Here is a 14,524-nt window from a genome sequence, read left to right on the forward strand (position 1 = left end):
GCCCTTGCCGCCTTCGGTGCGGACCACGGAAGGCCTGCCGCCGCGGGCCTCCGCCCAGGCCCTGATGGTCTCGTGGTCGGTGGTGGTCTGTGAGGAACTCATCGTCGTCTCCCTCGTCTGCCGGCCCGTTCAGGCGCGGCGTGGTGGGTTGCGCCTCCCTCATCCGGCGCTCGGCATGGGCGGGCGCGCGACCGGCGCAGAGACCATTCCGCCTGGCGGGGCTCCTGTCGGCGTCTGACACGCTGAATGCTTGATGGCTGACCCCGTTCCGGGGCTGATTCGGAAATCGTTATTGACAGTCCGGGTGGCAGTCGCCAGATCACGGGCCATGTTCGGCCGCGCACCTTTCCGACGTCGCTTTCGGCAGCGATCCCGCGCGCGCTGAACCAGGCCAAGTTCGCCTGCCCGAGCCGCGCCCCTGCGCGGCTTTTTCTTTGGCCGCGCTTCCCACCTCTTCGATGAGACGCGCCATGGACAAGTCCGCAGACCCGACACAGCCGAAATCCGCCCTCCCGGCCGTCTTCATCGACGGCGAGGCCGGCACCACTGGGCTCGAGATCCGGGAGCGCCTCGCCGCCCGGCAGGATCTCCAGATCCGGTCGATCGCGGCCGAGCACCGCAAGGATCCGGCCGCCCGGCAGGCCCTGATGGCCGAATCGGACCTCGTCATTCTGTGCCTGCCCGACGCGGCGGCCCGCGAGGCGGTGGCGCTTGCGGCGGCGCTGGGCTCCGACGCGCCCCGGATCGTGGACGCCTCGACCGCGCACCGGACCGCGCCCGAGTGGGTTTACGGCTTCGCCGAACTCGCGCCCGGGCAGCGCGACGCGATTCGGCAGGCGGACAGGGTCTCCAATCCCGGCTGCTATTCGACCGGCGCCATCGCGCTTTTGCGGCCGCTCGTGGATGCCGGGCTGCTGCCAGCCGACCACCCGATCTCGGTCAACGCCGTGTCCGGCTACAGCGGGGGAGGGCGCACCATGATCGAGGATCATGAAAGCGGCCGCTCGCCCGCCTTCGAGCTCTACGGGCTCGGCTTCGAGCACAAGCATCTGCCGGAGACGATGCTGCACGGACGGCTGACCGCGCGGCCGATCTTTATTCCGTCCGTCGGCAGTTTCCGCCAGGGCATGCTGGTGTCGGTGCCGCTGCATCTCGACCGGATCCCGGGCCGTCCCAGCGCGGGCGATCTCGAAGCGGCGCTCCGCGCCCATTACGCGGCGCCCGGGCAGGTCAGCGTCGTGGCGGCGCGTCCCGATGAGCGGCTCGAACCCGAGGCGCTGAACGGCAGCGACCTGATGGAGCTCCGCGTGTACGGCCGGGGCGAGCAGGCCCTGCTGGTGGCGAGGCTCGACAATCTGGGGAAGGGCGCCTCGGGCGCGGCCGTGCAGAACGCCGAGATCATGCTCGGGCTCTCAGGCACATCGGCGTCGTGAGGAGAAGGAAGGAGCACTGGCTCCGCGGGTAGGATTCGAACCTACGACCAGCCGGTTAACAGCCGGCTGCTCTACCACTGAGCTACCGCGGATCAGGGCGCTCCGAATACCCAATGAGGCCGGTGGGCGCAAGCCTTCCCGGCCATCGAAATCGACGGTCTCGGACCGGTTGCCCTTTCCGGCCGCAATCTTTAGACGGGCAAGCACCGTCGGACGGACGGCCTCGTGGCGGAGTGGTTACGCAGAGGACTGCAAATCCTTGTACCCCGGTTCAATTCCGGGCGAGGCCTCCACCGTCCAGCTCACATTCAAGACCGGGCAGCAGGCGCACGCAAAGGCCGTCGCTGCGTGGCGACGGCCCCGATCTGCACCAGTCGCGCCAGCTTACATGGCGCGTCTGCGCGTGGCCTGCCGGCGCATCATGTGGCGCTTCATCATGCGCTGCCGCATCATCCGCTGCCGTGTCATGCGGTGCTTCATCATCCGGGGGCGGGTCATCCGATGCCCGGTGATCTGACCGGGTCCGCCGACGCGAGCGTAGCCGCCCGAACTCTGCCCCGTCGTGCTCTGCTGAGCCGCTGCCGGGAAGGCGAGCGTCCCAAGCACCGCGGCCAACAAGATCGCCTTCCTCATCGTTTTCTCCCGCAGCGCCGGGCACGGTGCAGCACGCCAGGCCCGACTTGTGATCGCTCGTGCGTGCGCCACGCCAACGCCAGCTCTCTGGGCCGAGTTCCGCCCTGCGCCGGGCACGGCTCTTTGCGTCCGCAAACAGCTGTCTTGCGTTCGCCGGTTCGATCCCCGACAAGCGGCTCCTTTCCAGGCCCAAGCTCGGAGCTGGTCGTGATCTCGTTGGCCGAAGCGCGCCGCAACATGGTGGATTGCCAGCTCCGGCCGTTCGAGGTGCACGATCGCGCCGTGCTCGGGGCGATCGGATCCATCCCGCGCGAAACCTTCCTGCCGGCCGACATGGCCTCGCTCGCCTACCGGGACGGGAACCTGGCTCTTCCCGCCTCCGGACCGGAGGGCGAAGAGCGGGCTCTGCTCGCCCCCATGGTCCTGGCCCGTCTGATTCAGGCCCTCGAAATCGAACCCGGCACGCGGGTGCTCGATGTCGCCGGCGGCTACGGCTATTCGGCCGCCATCCTGCGTCACCTCGGCGCGGCCGTCACCACCCTCGAATCGAGCCCCGCCTTGGCCGGGCTCGACGCGAACCTGGGCCCGCTCCTCGAGGGCGTGACCCGCCGCACCGGAGATCTGGCCCAGGGCGCGCCGGCCGATGGGCCCTTCGACGCGATCCTGATCAACGGCGCTGTCGACCGCGAGCCGACGGAACTCCTGACCCAGCTCGCCGAAGGCGGCCGGCTCGCCTGCCTTCGGGCGGAGGGCCGGCGCAGCCGGGCGATGCTGTTCGTGCGCTCGGGCCCGGGTTTCGGCTCGCGGCCCCTCTTTGACGCAGCCGCCCCCTCGCTTGCAGCCTTCCGCGAGGTCCCGGGGTTCGTGTTCTGAGCATGCGGGTGTGTCGCCTTTTTACGGCACTCGCAGCCCATCGTCGCCCCTAACCGGCTGCTTAGGTTTCCGGAAGGGGCCGGCTTCGATACTTTCGATGAGCGCCAGAACGGCGCTGAAACGCGCGGCGACAACGGTCGGCCGCGGTCCGAACTGGCGAGCAGACGGAACGTGCGGCGATCAAAACGGGCGGCAGGGGGGACGGCGCGGCTTCGCGACCTTCTCGCCCTCGCGCTCTGTGCAGCCCCCCTGGCGGCCTCAGCCGAGACGCTGAGCTCCGCCCTGGCGCGGGCCTATATGGGAAACCCCACCCTCGACGCGCAGCGCGCAAGCGTCCGTGCCGTGGACGAGAACGTGCCCCGTGCCCTGTCCGGGTACCGGCCCTCCGTCACGGCCCTCGGCAATGTCGGCTTCAACCGGGTGGAGGGCACGCTGCAGGGTCAGAGCGTCAACCGGGCCACGCTCCCGGCGAGCGTCGGGCTGCAGATCAATCAGAACCTGTTCAACGGGTTCCGGACCGAGAACTCGACGCGGGCGGCCGAGTCCCAGGTTTTCGGTTCGCGTGAAGGGCTGCGCAACGTCGAGCAGAACATCCTGTTCACGGGCGCCCAGGCCTACATGAACGTCCTGCGGGATACGGCCATCCTCAACCTCCAGCGGAACAATGTGGAGGTGCTCGAGGAGCAGCTTTCGCAGACCCGCACCCGGTTCGAGGTCGGTGAGGTCACCCGCACGGACGTGGCCCAGTCCGAGTCGCGGCTCGCCGCCGCGCGCTCCCAGGTGAGCGCCGCCGAATCGAACCTGCAGACCTCGATCGCCACCTACCGGCAGATCATCGGTGTCGAGCCGCGGCAGCTCGCCCAGGGGGTGCCGGTGGATCGGCATGTTCCGCGCACCGTCACCGCCGCGGTCCAGATCGGGCTCGAGGAGCACCCGGCCATCCATTCCGCCATGCACGCGGTGGATGCGGCCGAGTTGCAGGTGAAGATCACCGAGGGCGAGCTCGCGCCGACGGTCGGGCTGACCGGAAGCCTGGCGCAGGGCTACAACCAGAACGTCCAGAACGATTCGGCGCTGTCGGCGTCCGTGGTCGCCCAGGTCACCATCCCGATCTACCAGGGCGGGGAGGTTTTCGCCCGCGTGCGGCAGGCCAAGGAAACGGCCGGCCAGCGCCGCATCGAAGCCGAGGCGGCGCGTGACCAGGTCCGGGCGGCAGTGATTTCCGCCTGGGGCAGCCTGGATGCCGCCAAGGCCAGCGTGCGGGCGGCGCAGGCCCAGGTCCAAGCCGCGAACGTGGCGCTGCTCGGGGTGCGCGAGGAGTCGCGGGTCGGGCAGCGGACCACCCTCGACATCCTGAACCAGCAGCAGGAGCTGCTGAACGCGCGCGTGAATCTGATCGTGTCCCAACGCGACCGCGTGGTCGCGTCCTATGCCGTGGTCCAGGCCATCGGCAGGCTGTCGGCCAGGACCCTCGGGCTGAATGTCGCACTGTACAGTGCGAAGCTTCACTTCGATCAGGTCAAGGATCTGCCCTGGGGCCTGCGCACACCGGACGGCCGCTGAGCCAAACTCCCCTGTGCGCGGCGGTTCGCGCTGCTTGATCGACTGAATCGGCGTCTCTAATCCTTGGAAAGCGAATCCTCCTCTTTTCGAGACCGGGTCCCGATGAGCGCCGCGAACCCGAAGACGCAAGATCCGTCCATGGACGAGATTTTGGCATCGATCCGCCGCATCATCGCGGATGATCAGGATGCGCCGAAGTCCGCGCAGTCCGGCCACCTCGAGTTGCCCGAGGACGAGGGCGAGGACGTGCTGGATCTGGCCGAGATGCCTGGGTCGCGCCTTGCCGCTCCGGCGGATCTTCCGGCCGATGTTGCGGACATTTCGTTCCAGAGCGCGCCTGGGCCGTTCGCGCTCTCCGAGACTGCGCCGCCGCCCCGGGTCGAGCTTCCGCCGCGCGCCCCGGAGGCGTCTGCCCGCCCGGAGCCCACCCCGTTTCCGGACCGGGAGCCGCTGGTGTCGCGGGAGACGACCGCGTCTGTCAGCCAGGCCTTCAACATCCTGTCGCACACCATCCTGACCCAGAATTCGCGCACGCTCGAAGACCTCGTTGGCGAGATGCTGAAGCCGATGCTCAAGGTCTGGCTGGACGACAACCTTCCGCCGCTCGTTGAGCGCCTGGTCCGGGCGGAGATCGAGCGGGTCGCGCGGGGCAGCCGCTGAGACTTCGGCCCGGCTGCGGTTGACGCGGTCGTCACCGCTCGGTTCAAGGGCGGCTCTCTGAGCCGCGACCGGATCCCCTTGACCCCGATGATCGACAAGTTCTTCGACCACGCCGCCGTTGAGGCGCGCCAATCGGCGCGATGGGAGGAGGCTGGAGCCTTCCGGGCGGGAAGGCCGGACCGGGCCGACCGCGACCCCTATTGCATCGTCATCCCGCCGCCCAACGTCACGGGCTCGCTCCACATGGGGCACGCGCTCAACAACACGCTGCAGGACATCCTGTGCCGGTTCGAGCGCATGCGCGGCCGCGACGTGCTCTGGCAGGTCGGGCTCGACCATGCCGGCATTGCCACCCAGATGGTGGTGGAGCGGCGCCTCGCCGAGCGCAACATCCAGCGCCGCGACTTGGAGCGGGACGAGTTCGTCCAGCACGTGTGGGAGTGGAAGGAGCAGTCCGGCGGCCAGATCGTCGGGCAGCTCAAGCGGCTCGGCGCCTCCTGCGACTGGTCGCGCGAGCGCTTCACGATGGACGAGGGGCTGAGCCGGGCCGTGCTCCGGGTCTTCGTCAACCTGCACCGCGACGGCCTCGTCTACCGCGACAAGCGGCTCGTGAACTGGGACCCGCATTTCGCGACCGCGATCTCCGATCTCGAGGTCCAGCCGGTCGAGGTGAAGGGCCACCTCTGGCACATCCGCTACCCGCTGGCCGGTGAGCCGGACCGCTACATCGAGGTCGCGACGACGCGGCCGGAAACGATGCTGGGCGATGTCGCGGTCGCGGTGCATCCTGACGACCCCCGCTTCAACGGCCTCATCGGCCGCGAGGCAGTGCTGCCCCTGGTCGGCCGGCGCATCCGGATCGTCGCCGACACCTATTCCGACCCGGAAAAGGGCACCGGCGCGGTGAAGATCACGCCGGCCCACGATTTCAACGACTTCCAGGTCGGGCGGCGGCACGGCCTCGCGGCCATCAACGTGTTCGGGCCGCGGGCCGAGATCCGGATCGCCGGCAACGACGCCTTCCTGGACGGCCTGGAGCCCGGCGCCGACCTCGATGCGCTGCTCGCCCTCGAGGGGCTCGATCGGGCCGAGGCCCGCAAGCGCATCGTCGAGATGCTGGAAGCGTCGGGCGCGCTCGCGGCTGTCGAGCCGCACCTCCATTCCGTGCCGCACGGGGATCGGTCCGGGGTTCCGGTCGAACCCTATCTGACCGACCAGTGGTTCGTGGACGTTCAGGGCTTGGCTCGGCGCGCGCTCGCGGCCGTCCGGAGCGGCGAAACCCGCTTCGTGCCGGAGAGCTGGGAGAAGACCTATTTCCAGTGGCTGGAGAACATCCAGCCCTGGACCGTGTCCCGCCAGCTCTGGTGGGGCCACCGCATTCCGGCCTGGTACGGGCCGGACGGGCACATCTTCGTGGCCGAGACGGACGAGGAGGCTGGCGCCCAGGCTCTCGCCTATTACGTCGTCAACGGAACCCTCTCCGAGCCCGAGGCCGAGACCCTGGCCGCCGATCCGGACCGGCTCGCGGCCTTCCTGACCCGTGACGAGGACGTGCTCGACACCTGGTTCTCGTCCGCCCTGTGGCCGTTCTCGACGCTGGGCTGGCCCGAGGAGACGCCTGAACTCGCCCGCTACTACCCGACCCAGACCCTCGTCACCGGCTTCGACATCATCTTCTTCTGGGTGGCCCGGATGATGATGATGGGCCTCTATTGCACCGGCCGGGTGCCCTTCGACACCGTCTACATCCACGCCCTGGTGCGCGACGAGCGCGGCGCCAAGATGTCGAAGTCCAAGGGCAACGTCATCGACCCGATCGAGGTCATCGACAAGTACGGCGCCGACGCACTCCGGTTCACGCTGTCGGCCATGGCCGCGCAGGGGCGGGACATCAAGCTCTCGCCGCAGCGGGTCGAAGGCTACCGCAACTTCGCCACCAAGATCTGGAACGCCGCCCGCTTCGCCGAGATGAACGGCTGCGTGTCGGCCGGCGACGCCTCTTCGGCCCCGCCGGAGGCCCGCGATGTCCTCAACCGCTGGATCCTGGCCGAATGTTCCCGGGCCGTGGCCGAGGTCACGCGCGCCATCGAGGAGTACCGCTTCAACGACGCCGCCGGCGCCGCATATCGGTTCACCTGGAACACGTTCTGCGACTGGCACCTCGAACTCGCAAAACCCCTCCTGTTCGGGACCGACGAGCCGGCCAAGGCCGAGGCGCGCCGCACCACCGCCTTCGTGTTCGACACGGTGCTGCAGCTGCTGCACCCGTTCATGCCGTTCCTCACCGAGGAACTCTGGCGTCTGCGCGGCCGGGACAGCGTGCTGGCCCTCGCGCCCTGGCCCGATCTCGGCGAGATCGGGGCCGAGGAGGCGGAGGCCGAGATCGGCTGGGTGATCGCGCTCGTCTCGGAGGTGCGCTCCGCACGGTCCGAACTGGGCGTCGCCCCGGGCGCACAAGTCCCGCTCGTGCTGGTGCGGCCCTCGCCGGCGACGCGCGACCGGGCCGAGCGCTGGCGCGACACGCTGAGCCGGCTCGCCCGCCTGTCCGCCATCACGGAGGCCGACAAGGCGCCCGGGCAGTCGGTCCAGATCCTGGTCGGCGAGGAGGTGGCCGCGCTGCCGCTCGCCGGCATCGTCGATCTCGCGGCCGAGACCGAGCGGCTGAACCGCGAGGCCGGCAAGCTCGAAGCGGAGATCGCCAAGATCGACGCCAAGCTCGGCAACGAGAGCTTTGTGGCGCGCGCCCCGGAGGAAGTGGTCGAGGAGCAGCGCGAGCGCCGCGCCGAGGCCGAGACCCGCCGCGGGCGCATCGAGGAGGCTTTGGCCCGGCTGCGGGCGGCGGCTTGACCCTTCCGGTCGACCGCGGACGGGAGCGGAACGGCCGGCGCGCGGCCTTTCCGTTTCCAACCCGAGCCACTAAGCGCATGGCATGACCGACGGAACTCCCGCCTCGCCCCAGAGCGTCATCGAGATCGGCCGCGTGCGGTTCGGCAACGATCTGCCCCTGACGCTGATCGCCGGACCTTGCGCCATGGAGAGCCGCGATCACGCGCTCGAAATGGCGGCGGCCCTCACCGAGGCGACGGCCAAGCTCGGCATGGGGCTCGTCTATAAATCCTCCTTCGACAAGGCGAACCGCACCTCGGCCTCGAGCGCCCGCGGCATCGGGCTCGCGCCGGCCATGGCGATCTTCGCCGAGGTGAAGGAGCGCTTCGGCGTGCCGCTGACCACCGACATCCACGAGGCGGCGCAATGCGGCCCGGTCGGAGAGGTGGTCGACATCCTGCAGATCCCGGCCTTCCTGTGCCGCCAGACCGACCTTCTCGTGGCTGCGGCCGAGACGGGCCGCGTGGTCAACGTCAAGAAGGGCCAGTTCCTGGCGCCGTGGGACATGCGCAACGTGGCCGCCAAGGTCCGGGCCGCCGGAAACGGCCGGGTCATGGTGACCGAGCGCGGCGCCTCCTTCGGCTACAACACGCTCGTCTCCGACATGCGGTCGCTGCCGATCATGGCCGAGAGCACCGGGGCGCCGGTCATCTTCGACGCGACCCACTCGGTGCAGCAGCCGGGCGGGCGGGGCGACACGTCGGGCGGCGAGCGCCGCTTCGTGCCGGTCCTGGCCCGCGCGGCCGTTGCCGTTGGGGTCGCCGGCGTGTTCATCGAGACCCACCCGGACCCGGACCGGGCGCCGTCGGACGGGCCCAACATGGTGCCGCTCGCCGAGCTGCCCGACCTGCTGGCCGAGTTGCAGGAGATCGACGCCATCACCAAGCGCCGGGCAGGGCGTTCCCGGACGTGAGCCTTCCGGCCGCGCCCCCGAGCGAGTCGGCGAATATCCGCCGCACCATCCTGATTCTCTCGGTCTGCGGTTTCGCCTCCGCCCTGTCGACCCGCTTCGCCGACCCCATGATCGGGGTGATCGCGCGCGACCTCGCCGTCGATCCGCTGCGGGTCGCGCTCCTGTCGACGGCCTATGCGCTGCCCTACGCCTTTATCCAGCCGATCCTGGGGCCTTTCGGGGACGCGGTCGGGAAGGAGCGCGTGGTCAAGGTGCTGCTCGTTTGCCTCGCCGTGTCGCTGCTGGCCGCGAGCTTCGCCACCGACCTGACGGCGCTGTTCGTGCTGCGCGTCCTGTCCGGCGCGGCCGCCGGCGGCATCATCCCGATCGCGCTGGCCACCATCGGCGATCGGGTCGAGATGGGCGAGCGGCAGGTGGCGATTGGGCGGTTCCTGACGGCCACGATCTCGGGACAGCTGCTCGGGGGTGTCGGCTCGGGGGCGCTCGCGACCGTTGTCTCCTGGCGCGGCGTGTTCATGATCGCCGCCGCGAGTGCGGCGGCCGCGGCCGTTGCCGTGATGATCGGGTTTCGGAGCTCAGGCGGCCCGAGGGGCGTCTTCAGCCTGCGGGTGGCCGGGCAGCGCTACCGCCGCATCCTGTCCATTCCGCGCGCCCTGGCGCTGATCTTCTTCGTGTTCGTGGAAGGCCTGTTCGTGTTCGGCGTGCAGCCCTATGTCGCGCCGCTGCTTGAGCGGGAGGGGCTCGGCGGGCCGACCGAAGCCGGGCTGATCATCGGGGGCTTCGCGATCGGCGGCATCATCTACACGTTGATCGTGCGCTGGCTGCTCTCCACCCTCGGCTTGCCCCGGATGCTGCGCACCGCCGGATTTCTCGGGCTCGGCAGCTTCGTCCTGCTGGCGCCGGGCCTGCCCTGGGGCGTTCAGGCGCTCGCCATGGTCGGAATGGGCATGGGCTTCTACATGCTCCACAACTCGTTCCAGACGCAGATCACCGAGGTGGTGCCGGAGGCCCGCGCGTCGGCCGTGGCGCTGCACGCCTTCTGCTTCTTCATCGGCCAGGCGCTGGGGCCGGTGCTGTTCGGCCTGCTGCTCGGCACGGTGGACCGCACCGGCGCCATGCTGGCCTGCGGCATGGGCGTGCTCTCGCTCGGGCTCGTCGCTGCCGTCGTGTTGCGGGACGCCTATCCGCGGCCACGATAGGGCGGGACGCCGGGATCGGGCAGCCAGATTCCGGCTGGCGGCGCGCCCGTCTGCCAGAACACGTCGATCGGAATGCCGCCGCGCGGATACCAGTAGCCGCCGATCCGCAGCCAGCGCGGCTGCAGCTCGTCCACCAGCCGCCGGCCGATCCCGACCGTGCAATCCTCGTGGAAGGCGCCATGGTCGCGGAAGCTGTGCAGGTACAGCTTGAGCGACTTCGATTCGACCAGCCAGGCTCCCGGCACGTAGTCGATCACGAGCAGCGCGAAATCCGGCTGGCCCGTGACCGGACAGAGCGACGTGAATTCCGGCACCGTGAAGCGGGCCAGGTAGTCGGTGTCGGGATGGGGGTTCGGCACCCGGTCGAGCTGCGCCGTCTCGGGCGAGCGGGGCAGGGGGGCCGGGCGGCCGAGCTGGGGCGTCGGCTCCATGGGGCGGAAACTCCGTTGGGGGATGGAAGGCAGCTAGGTAGCGGCGTGGGCCGGGTCAACCGCGCGCTGCCGGCCCCCACGGCGCCGGGGTTCCGCCGTCACGGCCGCGCCAGAGCTTGCACCGGCCGGCCTGGCACCTTAACCGCCGTGGCTCGCCTAGCCGGAGCAAGCCTGTGACCGCCATCATCGACATCGTCGCCCGCGAGATCCTCGATAGCCGCGGCAATCCGACGGTCGAGGTCGATGTCGTGCTGGAGGACGGCTCCACAGGCCGCGCGGCGGTTCCGTCCGGGGCGTCGACCGGCGCGCACGAGGCCGTCGAGCTCCGCGACGGCGACAAGAGCCGCTACGGCGGCAAGGGCGTGCTCAAGGCCGTCGAGGCGGTGAACACCGACATCGCCGGTGAACTCGTCGGCATGGACGCCGAGGACCAGGTCGCGATCGACGAGATCATGATCACCATGGACGGCACGCCCAACAAGGCGAAGCTCGGCGCCAACGCGATCCTGGGCGTATCGCTGGCCGTTGCCAAGGCGGCCGCCGACACCGCCGGCCTGCCGCTCTACCGCTATGTCGGCGGCACCCAGGCGCGGCTCTTGCCCGTGCCGATGATGAACATCATCAATGGTGGGGCGCATGCCGACAATCCGATCGACTTCCAGGAATTCATGATCATGCCGGTCGGGGCCCCGACCTTTGCCGAGGCGGTGCGGGTCGGTGCGGAGGTGTTCCACACCCTCCGGGCGGGGCTGAAGAAGGCCGGCCACAACACCAATGTCGGCGACGAAGGCGGCTTTGCGCCGAACCTCTCCTCGGCCGAGGCCGCCCTGGACTTCGTCATGGCGTCCATCGAGCAGGCCGGGTTCGCGCCCGGCAAGGACGTCGTGCTGGCGCTGGATTGCGCCGCCACCGAGTTCTTCAAGGACGGTCAGTACGATTACCACGGCGAGGGCACGAAGCGGTCCGGCACGGGACAGGCCGAGTACCTGGCCAAGCTCGTCGACACCTACCCGATCGTCTCCATCGAGGACGGGATGGGCGAGGACGACTGGGAGGGCTGGAAGGCGCTGACGGACCTCATCGGCAAGCGCTGCCAGCTCGTCGGCGACGACCTGTTCGTCACCAACCCGGCGCGGCTCGCCGACGGCATCAAGCGCGGGGTCGCCAATTCGATCCTGGTCAAGGTGAACCAGATCGGCACGCTCACCGAGACGCTGGCCGCCGTCGAGATGGCGCACAAGGCCGGCTACACGGCGGTGATGTCCCACCGCTCCGGCGAGACCGAGGATTCCACCATCGCCGACCTCGCGGTCGCGACCAATTGCGGGCAGATCAAGACGGGCTCCCTGTCCCGTTCCGACCGCCTGGCGAAGTACAACCAGCTCATTCGCATCGAGGAGGAGCTCGGCGCGGCGGCGAAATATGCGGGCCGGGCGGCGCTGAAGGTCTAAGTCGCTTCGGCGAGCCGCCCAGGAGGCGGCCCGCTCCTGCCGACGGGTCGGCCCCGGGCCGATCGCCGCCAAACGCGGACGGTCAGTCCGCCGCTGTCCCGCTTTCGTGGCCGGGCGGACCCGCGCGCATCGCGGATGGTGGCGCCCCCGAACCGGGCTATGGTTCGGCGTGCCCTCACCGTTTTCGAGCCCGGCCTGGGCACCTCGGCTCGCCATTCTGGCGATGCTGGTCGCCATGGTGACCTTCGGGGCCAATTTCGCGGTCAGCCGCTACGCCGTCCAGCACGGGCTCACGGCCTACGATCTCGTCTTTCTTCGCTTCGGCATCGCCGGCTCGATCCTGCTGCCGTTCTTTCTCCAGCGCGGCCTGCGCGATTGCGCCGGCATCGGCTGGGGCAGGGGGACTGCCCTGGCGCTGACGAGCGGCGCCACCGTCACGCTCCTCATGAGCCTCGGCGTCACCTACGCGCCGGCTGCGCACGGGGCGGCGCTCGGGCCCGGCACCGTCACCGTGGTGGGGGTGGTCTACGCAACCGTGCTGGCCGGCCGCCTGCCGCCCGGCCTGACCCGGATCGGCCTCGTTCTGGTCCTGGCCGGGCTGCTGGTCATCGCCGTCGCGGGCACCACGGCGAGTTCGCCCGACGTCCTGCTCGGGGACGGGTTCTTCTTTCTCACCGGACTCCTTTGGGGCTTCTACCCCGTGCTGCTGCACCGGTGGCGCGTCGGCGGCATGGTCGGGGCGGCGGTCTGCGCCGTGCTCTCCCTGGTCTACGTGCCGGTCTACTTCGCCTTTCTGGAGCCCCGGCTGCTGCAGGTTCCGCTCGGCGTGGTGCTGGTCCAGGCCGTCTACCAGGGGGTCTGCAACTCCATCATCGCGCTCTGGCTGTGGGGACACGGCATCAAGCATCTCGGCGCCGCGGGCACCCAGCTCTTCCCGCCGATGATCCCGGTCATCGGTGCCCTCGCGGCCGTGCCGATTCTGGGCGAGTGGCCCGGGCCGCTGCAGAGTCTGGCGATCGCCATGATCGTGGCCGGGCTCGCCTTCTCGGCCTACGGCAACCGCCTTCGCTCGCTGGAACGGCCCTCCTCCTAACCGGACCTTAACCACGACGCGGCATGGTGCCGACATGGTCGTCCGCCGCCGCTTCCGGGCCGTGCTCATCCCCCTCGTCGCCTATGCCTGCGCGGCCGGGCTCGTCTGGTATTTTCTGCACAACGCCCGGATTGGCAATCGCGGCTTCGACGCCAAGCAGGTGCTCAAGATCCAGATCTTCGAGGTCAACCGCGAGCTCGCGGCGGCCCGGGCCGAGCGTGCCGAATGGGACCGCCGCCTCGCCCTGCTGCAGGCCGATCAGGTGGACCGCGACCTCCTGGAGGAACGAGGCCGCATCCTGCTCGGCCGGGTTCACAAGAACGACGTCGTCATCGTCGGGCCCTAGCCCGGGCGCCACCACTCGCTTTCGGACCGGGACTGGTCTAGCAATTCCGCCAGACGGTGGAGGAGCAGGAATGGCGGCAGGTCAGGCCAAGTCGGGCCGTGCGGACGAGGGCGACAAGGCGCGGCGCAGCAACGCGCCTCCGGCGTTTACCCGCGACGAGGACCTCTCCGCCTATCGCGAGATGCTGCTCATCCGCCGCTTCGAGGAAAAGGCCGGCCAGATGTACGGCATGGGCCTGATCGGCGGATTCTGCCACCTCTATATCGGCCAGGAGGCGGTGGTCGTCGGCATGCAGATGGCGGCCCGCGAGGGCGACCAAGTCATCACCGGCTACCGCGATCACGGCCACATGCTGGCCTGCGGCATGGATCCGCGCGGGGTGATGGCGGAGCTGACCGGGCGCAGTGGAGGCTACTCCAAGGGCAAGGGCGGCTCCATGCACATGTTCTCCAAGGAGAAGAACTTCTACGGCGGCCACGGCATCGTCGGCGCGCAGGTCTCGCTGGGCACCGGGCTCGCGCTCGCCAACTGGTATCGGGACGACGGCCGCGTCTCCATGACCTATTTCGGCGACGGCGCCGCGAACCAGGGCCAGGTCTATGAGAGCTTCAACATGGCCGAGCTCTGGAAGCTCCCGGTTGTCTACGTGATCGAGAACAACCGCTACGCCATGGGAACCTCCGTGGCCCGGGCCTCGGCGCAGACGGACTTCTCGAAGCGCGGCACCTCCTTCAACATCCCGGGTGAGCAGGTGGACGGCATGGACGTCCGGGCCGTCCGCGAGGCCGCCGTTCGGGCCATCGACTTTGCCCGATCGGGCAACGGCCCCTACATCCTCGAAATGCAGACCTATCGCTATCGCGGCCATTCCATGTCCGACCCGGCGAAGTACCGGTCCAAGGACGAGGTCACCAAGATGCGCGAGGAGCGCGACCCGATCGAAATGATCCGCAAGCGCCTGACCGAGACCCACAAGGTCGGCCCGGACGAGATCAAGGCGATCGACGGCAAGGTGCGCGAGATCGTCAACGACGCGGCCGAGT

The 14,524-nt window shown here is 69.6% G+C and carries 13 protein-coding genes and 2 tRNA genes; 12 read left to right on the forward strand and 3 right to left on the reverse strand.

Features of this window, described 5'->3' with window-relative positions; all coding sequences use genetic code 11:
- Nucleotides 1–470: 470 nt before the first annotated feature.
- Entirely contained in the window at nt 471–1,433 is a 963-nt protein-coding gene (gene argC, locus JWR86_RS10890) for an N-acetyl-gamma-glutamyl-phosphate reductase (RefSeq protein WP_299564964.1), read from the forward strand.
- Nucleotides 1,434–1,450: 17 nt separating this feature from the next.
- On the opposite strand, the gene JWR86_RS10895 is transcribed toward argC, so the two are convergent.
- Nucleotides 1,451–1,525, reverse strand: a tRNA-Asn gene (locus tag JWR86_RS10895).
- 127 nt (nt 1,526–1,652) lie between these two features.
- Between JWR86_RS10895 and JWR86_RS10900 the strand changes: the two genes are divergently transcribed.
- A tRNA-Cys gene (locus JWR86_RS10900) sits at nt 1,653–1,726 on the forward strand.
- Between the two features lie 91 nt (nt 1,727–1,817).
- Here the strand turns inward: JWR86_RS10900 and JWR86_RS10905 are convergent.
- Nucleotides 1,818–2,066, reverse strand: a complete 249-nt coding sequence (locus JWR86_RS10905) for a hypothetical protein (protein ID WP_299564966.1) — start codon at nt 2,064–2,066, stop codon at nt 1,818–1,820.
- Nucleotides 2,067–2,273: 207 nt separating this feature from the next.
- Here JWR86_RS10905 and JWR86_RS10910 point away from each other — a divergent pair, with 207 nt between their 5' ends.
- The 6 genes from JWR86_RS10910 (at nt 2,274) to JWR86_RS10935 (ending at nt 10,160) form a co-directional block, all read left to right on the forward strand.
- A complete protein-coding gene (locus JWR86_RS10910) occupies nt 2,274–2,939 on the forward strand; it encodes a protein-L-isoaspartate O-methyltransferase (protein WP_299564968.1) in 666 nt (221 codons plus the stop codon).
- Between the two features lie 171 nt (nt 2,940–3,110).
- Nucleotides 3,111–4,502, forward strand: a complete 1,392-nt coding sequence (locus tag JWR86_RS10915; protein ID WP_299564970.1) for a TolC family outer membrane protein — start codon at nt 3,111–3,113, stop codon at nt 4,500–4,502.
- 264 nt (nt 4,503–4,766) lie between these two features.
- Nucleotides 4,767–5,162, forward strand: coding sequence for a DUF2497 domain-containing protein (locus JWR86_RS10920; protein ID WP_299564987.1), 396 nt, complete (start codon nt 4,767–4,769; stop codon nt 5,160–5,162).
- 87 nt (nt 5,163–5,249) lie between these two features.
- A complete protein-coding gene (locus tag JWR86_RS10925) occupies nt 5,250–8,009 on the forward strand; it encodes a valine--tRNA ligase (RefSeq protein ID WP_299564989.1) in 2,760 nt (919 codons plus the stop codon).
- A gap of 82 nt (nt 8,010–8,091) precedes the next feature.
- Nucleotides 8,092–8,961: a 3-deoxy-8-phosphooctulonate synthase gene (gene kdsA / locus JWR86_RS10930; protein ID WP_299564972.1), complete on the forward strand. Its 870-nt coding sequence runs from the start codon at nt 8,092–8,094 to the stop codon at nt 8,959–8,961.
- Nucleotides 8,958–10,160: an MFS transporter gene (locus tag JWR86_RS10935; RefSeq protein ID WP_299564974.1), complete on the forward strand. Its 1,203-nt coding sequence runs from the start codon at nt 8,958–8,960 to the stop codon at nt 10,158–10,160. Before kdsA ends, JWR86_RS10935 begins: the two co-directional genes overlap by 4 nt.
- Here the strand turns inward: JWR86_RS10935 and queF are convergent.
- Nucleotides 10,142–10,591 carry a preQ(1) synthase gene (gene queF / locus JWR86_RS10940; protein ID WP_299564976.1) on the reverse strand — a complete coding sequence of 150 codons (450 nt, stop codon included), beginning with the start codon at nt 10,589–10,591 and terminating at the stop codon, nt 10,142–10,144. The two genes, JWR86_RS10935 and queF, sit on opposite strands and share 19 nt — an antisense overlap.
- A gap of 173 nt (nt 10,592–10,764) precedes the next feature.
- Here queF and eno point away from each other — a divergent pair, with 173 nt between their 5' ends.
- The 4 genes from eno to pdhA form a co-directional block, all read left to right on the forward strand.
- The gene (gene eno / locus JWR86_RS10945) at nt 10,765–12,042 is read left to right on the forward strand and encodes a phosphopyruvate hydratase (protein WP_299564978.1); all 1,278 of its coding nucleotides are present in this window, start codon (nt 10,765–10,767) and stop codon (nt 12,040–12,042) included.
- A 169-nt stretch (nt 12,043–12,211) separates the two neighbouring features.
- Complete coding sequence (locus JWR86_RS10950; protein WP_299564981.1) at nt 12,212–13,135, forward strand: DMT family transporter; 924 nt, start codon at nt 12,212–12,214, stop codon at nt 13,133–13,135.
- 34 nt (nt 13,136–13,169) lie between these two features.
- Nucleotides 13,170–13,481, forward strand: a complete 312-nt coding sequence (locus tag JWR86_RS10955; protein WP_299564983.1) for a septum formation initiator family protein — start codon at nt 13,170–13,172, stop codon at nt 13,479–13,481.
- A 70-nt stretch (nt 13,482–13,551) separates the two neighbouring features.
- On the forward strand, nt 13,552–14,524 hold a 973-nt coding region (gene pdhA, locus JWR86_RS10960), incomplete at its 3' end, for a pyruvate dehydrogenase (acetyl-transferring) E1 component subunit alpha (protein ID WP_299564985.1).

The organism is Enterovirga sp. (assembly GCF_028290205.1).
Taxonomy (GTDB): domain Bacteria; phylum Pseudomonadota; class Alphaproteobacteria; order Rhizobiales; family Beijerinckiaceae; genus Enterovirga.

Coding starts and splice junctions, on each gene's coding strand:
- argC (WP_299564964.1), top strand. CDS start 471: ATGGACAAGTCCGCAGACCCGACACAGCCGAAATCCGCCCTCCCGGCC.
- JWR86_RS10905 (WP_299564966.1), bottom strand. CDS start 2,066: ATGAGGAAGGCGATCTTGTTGGCCGCGGTGCTTGGGACGCTCGCCTTC.
- JWR86_RS10920 (WP_299564987.1), top strand. CDS start 4,767: ATGCCTGGGTCGCGCCTTGCCGCTCCGGCGGATCTTCCGGCCGATGTT.
- JWR86_RS10925 (WP_299564989.1), top strand. CDS start 5,250: ATGATCGACAAGTTCTTCGACCACGCCGCCGTTGAGGCGCGCCAATCG.
- kdsA (WP_299564972.1), top strand. CDS start 8,092: ATGACCGACGGAACTCCCGCCTCGCCCCAGAGCGTCATCGAGATCGGC.
- queF (WP_299564976.1), bottom strand. CDS start 10,591: ATGGAGCCGACGCCCCAGCTCGGCCGCCCGGCCCCCCTGCCCCGCTCG.
- JWR86_RS10955 (WP_299564983.1), top strand. CDS start 13,170: ATGGTCGTCCGCCGCCGCTTCCGGGCCGTGCTCATCCCCCTCGTCGCC.